The organism is Flexivirga sp. (assembly GCF_051955415.1).
In the GTDB taxonomy this organism is placed as follows: domain Bacteria; phylum Actinomycetota; class Actinomycetes; order Actinomycetales; family Dermatophilaceae; genus Flexivirga.
In genome coordinates, this window is the sequence record NZ_JBQCGS010000075.1 from 16,246 (window position 1) to 31,068 (window position 14,823).

Sequence of the window (14,823 nt, forward strand, 5' to 3'; positions counted from 1 at the left end):
GACGGGCCAGCAGGAGTCACGGGACAGTCACGGGCGCCGTCAGCCGGCGGTGACCAGTTCGTCCCGCTGCGGCGGTGTGTCGGCAGGCGCCGCACGGGTGGACTCCGCGGCCTGGTCGAGCATGCTCTCGTCGAACGGCGCCGTTCCGCTCAGCACCGCCTCCATCTGCACCCGGTCCAGACTGTGCGTCCAGTGCCCGACCAGCACCGTGGCGATCGAGTTGCCGGCGAAGTTGGTCAGCGCCCGTGCCTCGCTCATCATCCGGTCGATGCCGACGATGAGGCCGACCCCCTGCACCAGGTCCGGACGGTGTGACTGCAGGCCACCGGCCAGGGTCGCCAGGCCGGCGCCGGTGACGCCGGCGGCGCCCTTGGACGCGATGACCATGAAGACCAGCAGCGAGATCTGCTGGCCCAGGCTGAAGGGCTTGTCCAGTGCGTCGGCGATGAACAGCGAACCCATCGTCAGGTAGATCGCGGTGCCGTCCAGGTTGAACGAGTAGCCGGTCGGGACGGTGATGCCGACCACCGGTCGGGCGACGCCCAGGTGTTCCATCTTGGCGATCAGCCGTGGCAGCGCCGACTCCGAGGACGACGTCGACAGGATCAGCAGGAACTCGCGCCCCAGGTAGCGCAGCAACGAGAAGACGTTGACCCGGGCGACCACCCACAGGATCGAGCCGAGTACGCCGAACACGAACAGGAAACAGGTGATGTAGAACGCGATCATCACCACGGCCAGGCCCTGCAGGGCCTTCCAGCCGGTGGCGCCCACGACGGCGGCCATCGCTCCGAAGGCCCCGACCGGGGCGACATACATGATCATCTGCATCAGCCGGAAGACCAGCCGCTCGCAGTGCTTGATGCCGGCCAGGATGGGTTCGCCGGCGCTGCCCAGCTTCTGCAGGGCGAAGCCGACCAGCAGGGCCACCACCAAGGTCTGCAGCACCGACCCGGAGGTGAGCGCGGAGACCAAGGTGTCCGGCACCAGCCCGAGGACGAAGTCGACGGTGCCGCCGCTGCCGCTGTCGACCTGCTGATGGCCGGTCGCGGCCAGTTGCGCGGTCAGGTGCAGGCCCGAACCCGGGTGCACGATGTTGCCGACCAGCAGGCCGATGGCCAGCGCGACCGTCGACATCGCCAGGAAGTAGCCGAGTGCGAGGCCGCCGATGCGGCCGACGGCGGCCGCCTTGCGGACCGACCCGATGCCGAGCACGATCGTGCAGAAGATGATCGGTGAGATCATCATCTTGATGAGATTCACGAATCCGGTGCCCAGCCATTTGAGCTCGACGCCGAAGTCCGGCCAGATGATGCCGACGGCGATGCCGGCGATCATCGCGATCACCACGGCGGCATACAGATAGTGCGTGCGGTCCTTGCGCGCCGGCCCCGGCGGGCTGCTCGCGACGGTGTGCTGCGCTGGTGTGCTCATCACTTCTCCCACATGTCGTGTCCCGGTCCTCGCCCTTGGCCCGGGCGACCTGCACGACAATGGCGCGGGGCGTGATGCCGGTCACGTTTGTGTTCATTGTGTTCAACGAGTGGTGCTCATGAGCGAGGTGACGATGCGTCGCAGGGTTCCCGTGCGGTCCCCGCGTCGCTGGTCGGTCGCGACGCAGACGTTCGCGCTGCAGGTCGTCGTCGCGCTGCTGGTGATCGCGGCCGGCGTCGGAGGCGTCTTCCTGCAAGCCCGTCGGTACAGCACGAACCGGGCGACCGCACAGGTGCTGGCCGTCGCGACATCGGTCGCCGCCACCCCCGAGGTGGTGCACGCCCTGCACAGCGCCGACCCGTCGGCGACGCTGCAACCCCTCGCCGAAGGTGTGCGCAAGCGCACCCACACCGACTTCGTGGTCGTCATGAGCCCGACCGGCACCCGCTACAGCCACCCCAATCCGGCGCGTATCGGCGAGCAGTTCGTCGGGCACATCCGCCCGGCGGCCGCCGGCCGCCAGGTGGTCGAGGACTACACCGGCACGCTCGGTCCGTCCCGCCGGTGCGTCGTGCCGGTCTTCGACCACGGCCGGGTGATCGGCCTGGTGTCGGTCGGCATCCGCAAGGAGGAGGTCAGCCATCAGGTCCGCGAGCAGCTGCCCACCGTCTTGGGCGCCGGCCTGCTGGCCGCCCTGTTGGTCGGGCTCGGCACCGCCCTGGTGGCGCGCCGGGTGCGCCGGCAGACCCACGGTCTGGGTGCCCAGCAGTTGCAGGAGATGTACGACTACTACGACGCGGTGCTGCACGCGGTCACCGATGGCCTGCTACTCATCGACCTGACCGGCCGGATCCGGGTGGCCAACGACGAAGCCGTCCGGCTGCTCGACCTGCCACCGGATTTCACCGATCGGCCGGCCACCGGTCTCGGCCTGCCCGCGCCGATGATCGCCACCCTCACCGACGACACCGCACGCCACGACGAGTTGCAGATCGCCGGCGGCCGGACGCTGGTGGTCAGCAAGGCCGGCGTCGCGCCCGGCGGCAAGCCGCTGGGGTATGTCGTGACCATGCGTGACCGGACCCAGCTCGTCGCACTGACCGGCGAACTCGACTCCGCACGCAGCCTGACCGAGGCGCTGCGCTCGCAGACCCATGAGGCGTCCAACCGGCTGCACACGATCGTCTCCCTCATCGAACTGGGCCACACCGACCGGGCGCTCGACTTCGCCACCGAGGAACTGGACCAGGCGCAGGGCCTCACCGACCGGGTCGTCGGCGCGATCGACGGTGAGCCGGCGATCACGGCGCTGCTGCTGGGCAAGGCCGCACAGGCCCGCGAGCGAGGCATCACGCTGCAGATCGCGCCGCATTCCACGGTGCCGGAGCACGCCGCGCCGACCGCGGACCTGGTGACGATCGTGGGCAACCTGGTCGACAATGCCTTCGACGCGGTCAGCGACCTGGACGGCGACCGGGTGGTGCGCTTCGACGCGCAACTGCGCGACGGCTGGGCGACACTGACGGTCACCGACAACGGACCGGGCCTCAGCGGTGACGTGGAGCAGGCGTTCCGGCGCGGCTACTCCACCAAGGAGTCGGGACACGCGGGACGCCGCGGTGTCGGGCTGGCACTGGTCGCCCAGTCGGTTGCTCGCGTGCGTGGGACCGTCGAAGTGCTCGGCCCGCCCACCCGTTTCGTCGTCCGGCTGCCGGTCCGGCCCCTGACGACCACTGATCGGAAGGAACGCGGATGACCGACCTGCGCGTCCTCGTCGTCGAGGACGAACCGGTGGCCGCCGAGGCGCACACGGCATACGTCGGCCGGGTGGAGGGCTTCTCGGTCGTCGCGACCGTGGGCACCTGCCACGAGGCGATCCAGCAGTTGCAGGACGGGCCGGTGGACGTCGTGCTGCTGGACATGAACCTGCCGGACCGGCACGGCCTCGACGTGGTGCGCGCACTGCGCTCGGCCGGGCACCGCACCGATGTCATCGCGGTCACGTCGGCTCGCGAGCTGGAGGTGGTGCGCTCCGCGGTGTCGCTCGGTGTCGTGCAGTACGTCCTGAAGCCGTTCACCTTCCGCACCCTGCGTGATCGGCTCGAGGCATATCGCGCGTATGTCGAGCAGGCGCAGGGTGTTTCGTCCGTCACCAACCAGTCGGAGATCGACCAGATGCTCGGATCGCTCCGGCCCAGTCGACCCACCGAACTGCCCAAGGGGCTGTCCCAGGAGATGCTCGATCGGGTCAGCACCGTGCTGCGGCACAGCCCGACCGCGCTGTCCGCGCGCGACCTCGCCGGGCAACTGCCGGTCAGCCGGGTCACCGCGCGGCGGTATGCCGAGCACCTGTGCGACGCGGGGCTGGCCGTGCGGCGCTCCCGGTATGCGGGCGCCGGCCGCCCGGAGGTGGAGTACCGCTGGGCCTGAGCACCCCACGAAGTTTCTCCTCCGCTGCGCTCCCCCGAATACTTCGCGAGGACCCCGCCGCGAGCGCCCCGCGGTCGAGACGATCACGCCGCCGTCGCGGCGAGCGGCCCGGCCAGGTCGCCGCGGCCGGCAACGACGAGGTCGGCCAGACCGAGCCAATCGGCCAGTTCGCGCAACGACCTCGCCAACTCGGCCGCCGTGTGCGGCGGGGCGCCGGGTTCGGCATACGCACCGAGGACCTGCAGGGCGCTCCCCCGCCGGTCGGCCTTGAGGTCGACCCGGGCGACGATGCGGTCGCCGAGCAGGAACGGCAGCACGTAGTAGCCGTGCACGCGCTTGGCCTCGGGGACGTAGATCTCGATGCGGTAGAAGAAATCGAAGAGCGCTTCAGTGCGTTCCCGGTGCCAGACCAGCGGATCGAACGGGCTCAGCAGTGCACGCGCCTCGACCGTGCGCGGCACCGTCACGTCACGGTGCAGGTATGCCGGCCGGCGCCAGCCCTCGACCGCCACCGGCAGCAGCTCGCCGTCCTCGACGAGGGACCGCAGCGCCGGGCCGACCTGCGGAAGGTGCACGTTGCCCGGGGTCTGCAGCCGGAAGTAGTCCCGCAGGTCGAATTCGGTTGCGACGCCGTACGATCGGGCCGCGCGGCGGAGCAATTCGCGGGACGCGTCGAACAGCGTCGGCTCCGGACCGGCCAGGATGTGCGAAGGGATGACCCGCTCCGGCAGGTCGTAGACGCGTTCGAACGCCGCGTTGCGCCGGGACACGCTCAGCCGACCGGCGAAGAAGAGGAACTCCAGCGCCTTCTTCGTCTTCGACCAGTTCCAGCCCCAGTTGTCCTTCGTGCGTGGCAACCCGTCGTCCAGGTCGCGAGCGGTCGCGGCACCACCCAGCTCGATCTCCCGCAGCAGCGCCTCGGGCAGGCCCGGGTCGTCGGGCAGGCCGAACCAGCTGTGCCCGCGGGCGGCGTGGTCGCGCATCCGGTGGCTCATCACCGGCCACAGCTCGACCGGCATGTATGCCGCGCAGTGCGCCCAGTATTCGACCAGCCGCCGCGGCGCACGCCCCGCGGCACGGTCGAGCAGGCCGACGTCATAGGCACCCATCCGGGAGAACAGCGGCATGAAGTGGGCACGCTGCAGCACGTTGACGGAATCGATCTGCAACAGCCCGGTCCGGTCGAGGGTCCGCGCGAGGGTGCGCATGGTCGGGGGCTGGTGTCGCGGGTCGCGGAATCCCTGCGCGACCAGACCGATCCGCCGGGCCTGAGCCGCCGACAGCGAGTCGACGCGTGGTGATGGGCTCACCGGAACGACACTAGGCGTCCGCACCGACATACTCGGCGAATGCGGCGGCCGTCTCGGCGCCGTCCAACCCGCGGGCGAGCAGGGCCAGCAGCAGCAACCGCGCCTTGTAGGCGTCCAGGGTCCCGGCCGGTAGCAGTCCGCGGGCGACCAGATCGCGCTCGTTGCCCGGGCCGCCGTAGGTCGCGACGTGCACGGCGCCGGCGCCGGTCCGTGACGCCAGCACCACCGGCCGCGTGCGCGCGAGTGCGGCGGCGCGGTCGGCGATCTCGGGCCGCAGATGGCCGACGCCGAAGGCAGCGACCACGAGCCCGTCGGCGTCCCCGACGGCGTCGAAGAGCATGCCGTCGTCGTCGAGCACCGAGACGATCAGCGGCACGCGGACGTCGCGCACGGGCGGGCCGATGGGTGCACGCCGGGGCACCCTGGCGGCATACCGGACCCGTCCCTCCTCCACCCGCCCCGTCGGGCCGGCGTTCGGTGAGACGAAGGCGCCGACGCTGCTGGTGTGCCGCTTGGCGACGAACCGCGCGGCGTGGATCTCGTCGTGGAGCACCACGAGCGCACCACGATCCCGGCTCGCCGGGTCGGACGCGACCCGCAACGCGGCCACCAGGTTCGCCGGCCCGTCCGGGCCGGGCAGGCTCGGATTGCGCATCGCACCGGTGCACACGAGCGGCTCCGGACGCCCCCACCACAGGTCGAGCAGGAACGAGGTCTCCTCCAGGGTGTCAGTGCCCTGCACGACGACCACGCCGTCGGCGCCACCACGCACCGCCCGGTCCGCGGCGGCGGCCAGCTCCGTCACATCCGCGATGCCGATCCGGGAGCTGCCGACGGCCCGGAAATCGACGTGGTCGACCTCGATGCCGAGCGCGGCCACCTCCGGCGCCCGCAGCAGGTCCGCGCCGGTCAGCCGGGCCACCGCACCAGCGGCGTCCGTGCCGGTCATGCTGATCGTGCCGCCGAGGAAGAACACCGCCACCGAGGTCACGGCACCACCCTAGTGAGGCCTCAAGCAGCGAGTGCGTGCATGGCGACACGGCGACGGTGCAGGTGCAGGGCGCCATACCCGGTCAGTGCAACGGCGGCGCCGATCGCGGCGACCAGCAGGAAGCCGCCGCCGAACCCGGTCGAGTCGATGGCTGCGCCGGCCAGCGGGGCCCCGAGGGCGGAGCCGGCGGTCATGAACGACCCGTGCCAGCCCATCGCCTCACCGCGGGCGGCGGACGGCACCACCCGGCTCACAGCATCCACCGTGGCGGTGATCGTCGGAGCGCAGAAGAGGCCCGCGATCAGGGCGATCGCGGCCAGCGACCACGTGCCACCGGCGAGCGCCATCGGCGCGGTGGCCACCGCCAGGCCGAGCAGCAGCAGGAACGGCTGGACCGGACGGGACACGGCGCCGTAGATCAGGCCGCCGAACAGCGAACCACCTGCCCAGGGCACCAGCACGATGCTCATCTGGCCGACCGCGTCGAATTCGCGCATGGCGGCGACGATGGCCACGTCGCTGCCACCGAGCACGATCGTGCAGGCCGCAGCCGCGCCACAGATCGCCAGGAAGCCGGCCCGGAACCAGGCGCGACGCGGGACGACCTGGCCGGCGGCGTCGGTCTCGGGGTCGGCCCCGCGCAGCGGCGGGTTCAGGACGTAGAGCGCGACGCCGGCCAGCACACCGGCCAACTCGATCCCGCAGAGCACGAAGCGGGTGTCGAAAGCCGTGGCGAGCCACACGGCGAGCACCGGGCCGACCATGAACGCCAGCTCGACGCTCATGCTGTCCACCGACAGGGCTGTGCGGCGGTCGCTGTCGGGCACGGCGGCGATCACGCCCTGCCGGATGATCGAGAACGTCGGGACGATGAAAAGCCCTGCGACGGTGGCGAGTACGAGCAACATCCAGTAGCCCGCGAACGGCGCGATCGCCCAACACACGGCGTTGACGACGAGTGAAGGCAGCACGACGCGGCGCAGTCCCATCCGGTCCAGCAGCTTCCCGCGCCACGGTCCGGAAACGGCGATCGCCAGCGTGGCTCCGGCGGCCACCAGGCCCGCCTCCGAGTACGAGCGGCCGAGCGACTGCACGACGTGCAGCGTGAGCACGACGGCGGCCGAGGCGATCGGGATCCGCAGCAGGAGACCCAGGAGCAACACCCGCCGGGCATCGCTGATGCTCAACACGCGCTGGTAGGGGCTGAACGACATACGGGAGTCACTCCTTCACAGGTGTGGAGAACAGGACGAGAGTCGTCAGAACGACCAGATTCAATACTTCCATATCGAAATATTGACGCGCGACCCATTTACCACCCGTGAGACGAAAATCTCACCGGGCGCTCAGGTTGTGTTCCACCAGGTCGGAGACGCGGAAACACTCGCCACGCCGGGAATTAATCGGAGGACCCCTCCGTTACACCTACTGTCCGCCGGAGCCAGCAAGCGAAAGGACCTTGGGATGCCACCACGCACCTCCCCCGTCGTGCACCGCACCACCTCCAGGATGCTCGACCAGTTGCACCGAGCTCACATGACGCGCACCCACCAGCAGTCGTCCGAGCAGCGCGAACTCCCGCGCATGCGGCCGTATGCCGAGCAACTCGCCTACGAACGCGGCGACGACTGACCGCAGCGCATCCGCCCCGTACGACCAAGCCGACCGGCACCACAGCAGCCCGGTCGGCTTCGTCATGTACGCAACGTCAGCGGACGACCGCCCCCGGGTGTGTCGCGTCGACCATCTCGCGATAGCGGGCCGCCGCCGCGGCGCCCGCCGCCGGATCGGACGGTTCGACGGTCGCCGCGACCGGCACGTCCCACGCCGGCGGAGCCTCGACGCCGCTCCACGCCCAGGCCGCCTGCCGGGCGGCGCCCAACGCGACATATTCGGCCGGCTGCGGGACCAGCACCGGCACCCCGAAAATGTCAGCCGCGGCCGAGCGAACGGTGCTCGCCGCCGCGGCTCCACCGATCAGCAGCACACGCCGGCCGTGAATGCCGTTGCGCGCCAGCGCATCGATGCAGCCCTTGAGGTTGCCGAGCATGCCCTCGACATACGCACGCGCCAGGTGCGCCGGCGTCGCGTTGGCACGGGTGATCCCGGCCAACGTCCCGCGCGCGGCCGGCAGATTAGGAGTGCGTTCACCGTCGAGGTAGGGCAGCAGGGTGAGGCCGCCGGCCCCGATCGGGGCCTGCGCCGCCAGTGCGTCGAGGCCGGCGAGGTCCACGTCGAGGGTGTGCGCCGCGGCCACCAGCACGCGAGCCGCATTGAGGGTCGCCAGCAGCGGCAGGTGGCGGCCCGTCGCGTCGGCGAAACCGGCGACGGCACCCGTGACGTCCCCGACCGGCTGGTCGTGCACGGTGAACACCGCACCGCTGGTGCCCAGCGACACCACGATGTCACCCGGCTCGATCGCCAGCCCCAATGCCGCGGCGGCATTGTCGCCGGTGCCGGCGGCCACCAGCATGCCGTCCGCCGTCCGGCCCGCGGCCTCGGACGGGGCGACGACGCGCGGCACCTGCACGTCGCGACCGAAGGCACGCTGCAGTAGGTCCGGGCGGTATTGGCCGGTCACCGGTGACCAGTACGCCGTACCCGACGCGTCGCCCCGGTCTGTCGTCCAACCCTCGAATGCCTTGCCGTCCTTGAGGATCCGCCCAGTCAGCCAGTCGTGTGGCAGCACCACCGTGGCAGTGCGGGCAGCATTGTCCGGCTCGTGCTCGGCCAACCAGCGCAGTTTGGTGCCGGTGAAGCTGGCCACCGGCACCAGGTCGACGGCGTCGACCCAGGCCGGCGCACCGCCGAGCTCGTCGATCAGGCCCGCCGCCTGCGGCGCCGAGCTGGTGTCGTTCCAGAGCATGGCGTCGCGCACCAGGCCGTCGGCGTCGTCCAGCGTGACCATCCCGTGCTGCTGCCCGCCCACGGCGATCGCCCGCACACCGTCCAGCAGGCCACCGGCCCGTGCCTTCTCGTATGCCGCCCACCATGCTCCAGCATCGACCTGCGTGCCGTCGGGATGGCCGGCCCGCGCCTCCCGCACGATGCGCCCGGTCGCGGCCTCACAGACGACGATCTTGCAGGACTGCGTGGAACTGTCCACTCCGGCGACCAGCGGCTCACTCATACGGCTCCCAGCGTCATGGCCACGAGAGTAGTGGCTGCCCGATGTGGCGGACGCGGGAACGGTAGGGATATGCTCACCTCACTTAGTTGAGGCTTACCTAATTCCCGCAGAGAGGTGTCCGTGCTCGCGACATTCGTGATCGGCCTGCGCGAGGGCCTCGAAGCGGCGTTGATCGTCGGCATCATCGCAGCGTTCCTGAAGAAGAACGGCCACCGGCTCACCACCATGTGGATCGGGGTCGGCGCCGGCGTCGCGATCAGTGTCGCGGTGGGCGTCGTGCTGAAGGTGGTCGAATCGGGCCTGCCGCAACGCCAGCAGGAGATGATGGAGACCGTCATCGGCGCCGTCGCGGTGGTCTTCGTCACCGGGATGATCGTGTGGATGAGCACGCACTCGCGCGGGCTCAAGGGCGAGATCGAGTCGGCCGCGCGGAGCGCCCTCGGCGAAGGCACCTCACGGGCGATGGTCCTCATGGCGTTCCTCGCGGTGCTCAAGGAAGGGTTCGAGACCGCCGTCTTCCTGCTGGCCACCTTCCAGGCCGCGACCAACACGACTAGCGCCATCGCGGGAGCAGCGCTCGGCATCGGTGCGTCGGTGCTGCTCGGCATCGGTCTCTACACCGGTGGTGTCTCGCTCAACCTGGGCAAGTTCTTCAAGGGCACCAGCGCCTTCCTGATCCTCGTCGCCGCGGGCCTGGTGGTCACCGCCCTGCGCACCGCCCACGAGGCCGGCTGGCTCAACGCCGGGCAGGGCAGGACCGTCGACCTGCACTGGCTGGCCCCGGCGGGTTCGATCCGCAGCGCCATCTTCACCGGTGTGCTCGGCATACCCGCCGACCCCCGGCTGATCGAGGTGCTCGGCTGGTTCCTCTACGTCGTGCCCATGGCGCTGATGGCCCTCTGGCCGGCCGCGCACCGCCCGAGCGCCATACAGGGTGTGCGCCTGAAGCTGGCCCTCGCGGGCGGCTGTCTGGTCGGCGCCGTCGCGGCCTTCGCCGTCGTGCCGTCCGCCCACCTGGAGGTGCCCGCCTCGGCTCCGATCGTCGACGCCGCCGGCAGCCCGGCCGGCTCGGTGCGGCTCAGCGACGGAGCGCTGCACCGGTCGGCCGGCGAGCAGATCCGGCTGCGCTCCGCGGGCCGCGCGGTCGTGGCGGGCGTTCGCACCCGCCACTTCACCGGCATACTGCCGACCGCGACCGACGCACAGCGCCCGGCGACGCTCACCTTGGCGCAGGTGACCGCCCTCAACGGTGGCCGGGTGCCGGTCGGCATCGACCCGAGTGTCGACCCCGGCCCCTACCGCGCGAGCTGGCAGCTGTCGGACACGGTCGAGGCGTGGACCAGCCACGGCAAGCTGTATGACGCCATGCGTACCGCACGCGCCAGCGTCAGCCTCAGCGGCGGAGGATTGAGCACCCAGCGCACGCTGACCATCGCCCCGGGAGCGACGCTGCCGGCCGGAATGTCCGCCCCGAGCGCGTCCTGGTCGGTGAGTCCGGCATACAGCGACGACTTCGCCGCCGCACTGAACCACTTTGCCGGAGAACGTGATTCGGCGAAGTTCTGGGGCCGCGTCGTGCCGCTCGGCCTGCTTGTGGCAGGCGCCGCTCTCGCCGTCGTCGCGTTCCGTGCGCGCCGCCGGCTGCCCCGCACCGGCACACGGGTCGGTGCACCGTCAACCCATCACTCCCCGAGGAGCTCAGCACATGCTTAGCCACCCCATCCGTCACGTTGCCGGGACCGTCGCGGCCGTCGCGATCGCCGTGACGCTCGCCGCCTGCGGATCGTCGTCCTCCGGCAGCTCGGCCGAGGGCGCCAGCGCCGGTGCGACGAGCGCCGCGGCCAAGGTGTCCGGCGGTGCGGCGCAGGTCAAGGTGACCCTGACCGGCGCTGATGGATGCCGACCCGACCACACTTCGGCGCCGGCCGGGCCGGTGACCTTCACAGTGACCAACAAGGACGCCACGGCGATCACCGAGATCGAGCTGCAGAGCGATCAGCGCATCCTGGGTGAGAAGGAGAACCTCGCTCCCGGGCTCGCTCCGGTGAAATTCACGGTCACGTTGTCCGGCGGCAAGTACCAGCTCTACTGCCCCGGCGCTGAGAAGGAGACGGTCCCGTTCACCGTCACCGGCAAGGCGGCTGCCGCTGCGTCGGGCTCGACGGCCACCATCCTGGCGCAGGGCACCAAGGGTTACGCCACGTTCGTCAACCAGAATGCCGCCGACATGGTCACCGGCGTCGCAAAACTGCAGTCCGCCATCGACAACGGCGACGTCGCTGCCGCCAAGAAGGCGTATGCCGGGGCACGCCCGTTCTACGAGAAGATCGAGTCGGATGTCGGTGGTTTCGTCCTGCCGGGATACAAGCCGGGCGACAACGCCGGCAACCTCGACTACCTGATCGACATGCGGCAGTCGAATTTGGACCCCAAGGTCGGATGGCACGGCTTCCACGCCATCGAGAAGGACCTGTGGCAGGAGGGGAAGATCACCGCCCGGACGAAGAAGTACGCCCAGGAGTTGCACGGCAACGTCAGCAAGCTCGCCGGCCTGGTCAAGGGCATCACCTACAAGCCGGAGGATCTGGCCAACGGGGCAGCCAGTCTGCTGGAAGAGGTGCAGACCAACAAGATCAAGGGCGAGGAGGAGAAGTACAGCCACACCGATCTGGCCGACTTCGCCTCGAACGTCGAGGGCGCACAGCAGGCGTTCGCCTTCCTCAAGCCCGGACTGCAGAAGATCGACCCGGCCCTGACCGCCCGGGTGAGCAAGCAGTTCACCAATGTGACCAACGCGCTCAACCCCTACCGCGACGGTGCCTCGCTCGGCGGATTCAAGCCCTGGACCGCCCAGCTGCGCAAGACCGACGCGGCGACGCTCAGCAAGAAGGTGCAGGCGCTGCAGGACCCGTTGTCCCAGATCGCGCAGAAGGTGGCGACCGCGGGTTGAGCGAACAGCAGACTCCGGAGGGGACCTCGGGCCTCCCCCGCCGGCGGCTCTTCCAGGGAGCCGCCGGCGGGGTGGCGGCGGGCGCCCTCGCCGTCGGCGCCTCGTGGGGCATGGATGCGTCCCGCTCGCACTCTGCCGAGGCAGCGGACAAGGATGCGATCGACCTCACGACGCGGTACCCCTATTACGACCAGCCGGAGCCCGTCGGCATACGCACACCGCCCCAGCGCTACTCGATCTTCATGACCTTCGACCTGGTCGACGGGTCGCTGCGGACTGACCTGCAGTCCCTGCTCGCACGCTGGACCGCCGCCAGTGCCCAGCTGATGAGTGCACAACCGATCGGGCAAGTGCAGCCGTCGTCGGACGCCGGGGTCGGCGGAGACACCGGCGAGGCACTCGGGCTCGACGCCGCCAGTCTCACGGTGACCATCGGGCTCGGTCCCTCGCTCTTCGACGATCGATTCGGCCTGGCCGCCCAGCGCCCGAAGCTGCTCCACCCGTTGCCGAAGCTGCCCAGCGACAACCTGGCTGCCGCCACGAGTGACGGCGATCTGTCGGTGCAGGTGTGCGCCGACGATCCGCAGGTCTGCTACCACGCCATCCGCAACCTGGCCCGTATGGCGCGCGACACCGTCCAAACCCGGTGGACCGTCATGGGATTCGGCCGGGCATCGGCCGGGAAGGGTCAGCAGACGCCGCGGAACCTCTTCGGTTTCAAGGACGGCACCCGCAACATCAGCACGACCGCCGACTTCGACAAGTACGTCTGGCTACGGGACGCGGACTGGATGACCGGCGGCACCTACCAGGTCGTCCGCAAGATCGAGATGAACATCGAGACCTGGGACGCCGACCGGGTCAGCGACCAGGAGCACATCTTCGGCCGCGGCAAGACCGAGGGCGAACCGCTCACCGGGCGCGCCGAGCACGACATACCGCACTTCCGGGCGAAGACTGCGGACGGCAACCCGGTGATCGCGCCCACGTCGCACATCGCGCTCGCTGCCCACGAGAACAACGGCGGCATCAAGATCCTGCGTCGTGGCTACAACTACACCGACGGCATCAACGAGTTCGGTCAGCTCGACGCCGGGCTGCTGTTCGTCTGCTACCAGAACGACCCGGCACACTTCGTGCAGCTGCAGCGCAAGCTGGGCGCGGCCGACCTGCTGAACGAATACGTCAAGCACGTCGGCTCCGGCCTCTTCGCGATCCCGCCCTCGCCGAGGACCGGTCACTACATCGCCGAACAGCTCTTCCAGTAGCCCTCCTCACCGAGCGGACACGAACACCACCGAGCGGACACACAATTTCGCAGGAATCGGCCCCTGGATCGTGTCCGCCCGGGAGTTTCGTGTCCGCTCGATCGGGGGCGCCGGTCAGATGACGAACGCACGCCTCGGCAGCGGTCCGTCGGGGACCGGCCACCCACCGTCCAGCACCGACCGGACGCCGTGGGCCGCGAGGATGCCGGGCAACATGCCCGCCGGCAGGGCCTCGTCCCAGTCCCACCGAGCAACGTCTCGCACGCCCCGGTGACGTCGCAGGAGTAGCTCACGCCGCTTCTCCCCCAGCAGCGCGTCGACGGCGGTGCGCCCCGGATCTTCTTGTTCCACGACGTATTTCAGCTTGCCGTCGCATTCCCCCACCAGCCCCAGGTGCTCCCAGTAGAAGTCGGTGCGACCGATGAATTCGTCGCCGTGGAAGAACTTCCATTGCAGCTCCGGCATCGGCAGGCTCGCCTGGAACATCCGAACCCGACTCAGAGACTCCAGTGGAGACTCGGCCCGCTCGTCGGCAAGATGTATGGCGAGCTCCGCCATGCGGCGACCACGCGCACCCGTTGGTACTCGGCGCCATTCAGCGAACAAGGCATCACGAGTGGTCAGGCCCCGATGCAACGCGTCATCACAGACGGCTACCCCTGATGCGAGCTTCGCCTGGCGGGCGTGGTCGACGATCGTCCTCTCGTAGGCCGTGACACGTAACCCTCCGATGTCCGTGCCCGTAGCGGTCAGCGCGCTCCTCCGCCGACGAACGTTCGGCGTGCGCCCTCGTGCGTCCGGCGGGAGGGCGTATTCGACGAGCTGACACCGTGATCCGATGGTCGGCAACTGCCAGATCGCGGCAGCGGTCAGGTGCGAGAAGAGCGGGTCACAGGCGGCCGCATCCTGCACCGCACAGGCCATCACGATCAGCTGGTCCTGCCATGACAGCTCGTCGTACTCGGCGGCCACGTAGGCATTGCGCCGCAGCTTGCGCCGGTCGGTAGGACCGGTGCCAAGGCTGATTCCTACCCCGGCGAGCCGACCGACGGGCAACGACGCCACCAGCGAGCGCAATCGCGTCACATGGTCTGCCCGGTTGCGGATGTGGGCGGCCAGCGGATCCAGCCGGCTCGGGGCGCTGTCGGGACGTGTCGTCATACGTCATGATCGTTGCAGCTCAGGGCGGCCCGGAACCGTTGTCCACAGGCGGATCGAGCGGACACATCACGACCCAGCGGACACGAAAAACCGGCAGATCAGGCCGGGTTTTGGTGTCCGCTCGGGGTGGGGTGTGTGCGCTCGGGGGG

General features: G+C 70.0%; 12 protein-coding genes. 6 read left to right on the forward strand and 6 right to left on the reverse strand.

The features are described 5' to 3' along the window. Nucleotides 1-39: 39 nt before the first annotated feature. Nucleotides 40-1,434: a cation:dicarboxylate symporter family transporter gene (locus ACTHL4_RS12610; protein ID WP_440283115.1), complete on the reverse strand. Its 1,395-nt coding sequence runs from the start codon at nt 1,432-1,434 to the stop codon at nt 40-42. A 118-nt stretch (nt 1,435-1,552) separates the two neighbouring features. Between ACTHL4_RS12610 and ACTHL4_RS12615 the strand changes: the two genes are divergently transcribed. Both ACTHL4_RS12615 and ACTHL4_RS12620 read left to right on the forward strand, forming a co-directional pair. Further along, entirely contained in the window at nt 1,553-3,190 is a 1,638-nt protein-coding gene (locus ACTHL4_RS12615) for a sensor histidine kinase (RefSeq protein ID WP_440283116.1), read from the forward strand. Next, nucleotides 3,187-3,864 carry a response regulator gene (locus ACTHL4_RS12620; protein ID WP_440283117.1) on the forward strand — a complete coding sequence of 226 codons (678 nt, stop codon included), beginning with the start codon at nt 3,187-3,189 and terminating at the stop codon, nt 3,862-3,864. Before ACTHL4_RS12615 ends, ACTHL4_RS12620 begins: the two co-directional genes overlap by 4 nt. 83 nt (nt 3,865-3,947) lie before the next feature. Here the strand turns inward: ACTHL4_RS12620 and ACTHL4_RS12625 are convergent, their stop codons facing one another. The 3 genes from ACTHL4_RS12625 to ACTHL4_RS12635 are packed head-to-tail and all read right to left on the reverse strand — an operon-like array spanning nt 3,948 to nt 7,379. Then, nucleotides 3,948-5,174 carry a winged helix-turn-helix domain-containing protein gene (locus ACTHL4_RS12625; protein WP_440283118.1) on the reverse strand — a complete coding sequence of 409 codons (1,227 nt, stop codon included), beginning with the start codon at nt 5,172-5,174 and terminating at the stop codon, nt 3,948-3,950. 10 nt (nt 5,175-5,184) lie between these two features. Next, nucleotides 5,185-6,165: an asparaginase gene (locus ACTHL4_RS12630; protein WP_440283119.1), complete on the reverse strand. Its 981-nt coding sequence runs from the start codon at nt 6,163-6,165 to the stop codon at nt 5,185-5,187. A gap of 20 nt (nt 6,166-6,185) precedes the next feature. Further along, the gene (locus ACTHL4_RS12635) at nt 6,186-7,379 is read right to left on the reverse strand and encodes an MFS transporter (protein ID WP_440283120.1); all 1,194 of its coding nucleotides are present in this window, start codon (nt 7,377-7,379) and stop codon (nt 6,186-6,188) included. 250 nt (nt 7,380-7,629) lie between these two features. Here ACTHL4_RS12635 and ACTHL4_RS12640 point away from each other — a divergent pair, with 250 nt between their 5' ends. Next, nucleotides 7,630-7,797, forward strand: coding sequence for a hypothetical protein (locus tag ACTHL4_RS12640; RefSeq protein ID WP_440283121.1), 168 nt, complete (start codon nt 7,630-7,632; stop codon nt 7,795-7,797). A 76-nt stretch (nt 7,798-7,873) separates the two neighbouring features. Here ACTHL4_RS12640 and ACTHL4_RS12645 read toward each other — a convergent pair whose 3' ends face one another. Continuing rightward, the gene (locus ACTHL4_RS12645) at nt 7,874-9,295 is read right to left on the reverse strand and encodes a xylulokinase (RefSeq protein ID WP_440283122.1); all 1,422 of its coding nucleotides are present in this window, start codon (nt 9,293-9,295) and stop codon (nt 7,874-7,876) included. A gap of 120 nt (nt 9,296-9,415) precedes the next feature. On the opposite strand from ACTHL4_RS12645, the gene efeU reads away from it, so the two are divergent. Genes efeU through efeB form a run of 3 tightly spaced genes read left to right on the forward strand, consistent with a single transcriptional unit; the run spans nt 9,416 to nt 13,513 of the window. After that, nucleotides 9,416-11,008: an iron uptake transporter permease EfeU gene (gene efeU / locus ACTHL4_RS12650; protein ID WP_440283123.1), complete on the forward strand. Its 1,593-nt coding sequence runs from the start codon at nt 9,416-9,418 to the stop codon at nt 11,006-11,008. Further along, a complete protein-coding gene (efeO, locus tag ACTHL4_RS12655) occupies nt 11,001-12,245 on the forward strand; it encodes an iron uptake system protein EfeO (RefSeq protein WP_440283124.1) in 1,245 nt (414 codons plus the stop codon). Before efeU ends, efeO begins: the two co-directional genes overlap by 8 nt. Beyond that, the gene (gene efeB / locus ACTHL4_RS12660; RefSeq protein WP_440283125.1) at nt 12,242-13,513 is read left to right on the forward strand and encodes an iron uptake transporter deferrochelatase/peroxidase subunit; all 1,272 of its coding nucleotides are present in this window, start codon (nt 12,242-12,244) and stop codon (nt 13,511-13,513) included. The genes efeO and efeB overlap by 4 nt, the downstream gene beginning before the upstream one ends. A gap of 114 nt (nt 13,514-13,627) precedes the next feature. Here efeB and ACTHL4_RS12665 read toward each other — a convergent pair whose 3' ends face one another. Next, nucleotides 13,628-14,674, reverse strand: a complete 1,047-nt coding sequence (locus tag ACTHL4_RS12665; RefSeq protein ID WP_440283126.1) for a hypothetical protein — start codon at nt 14,672-14,674, stop codon at nt 13,628-13,630. Between the last annotated feature and the right edge of the window lie 149 nt (nt 14,675-14,823).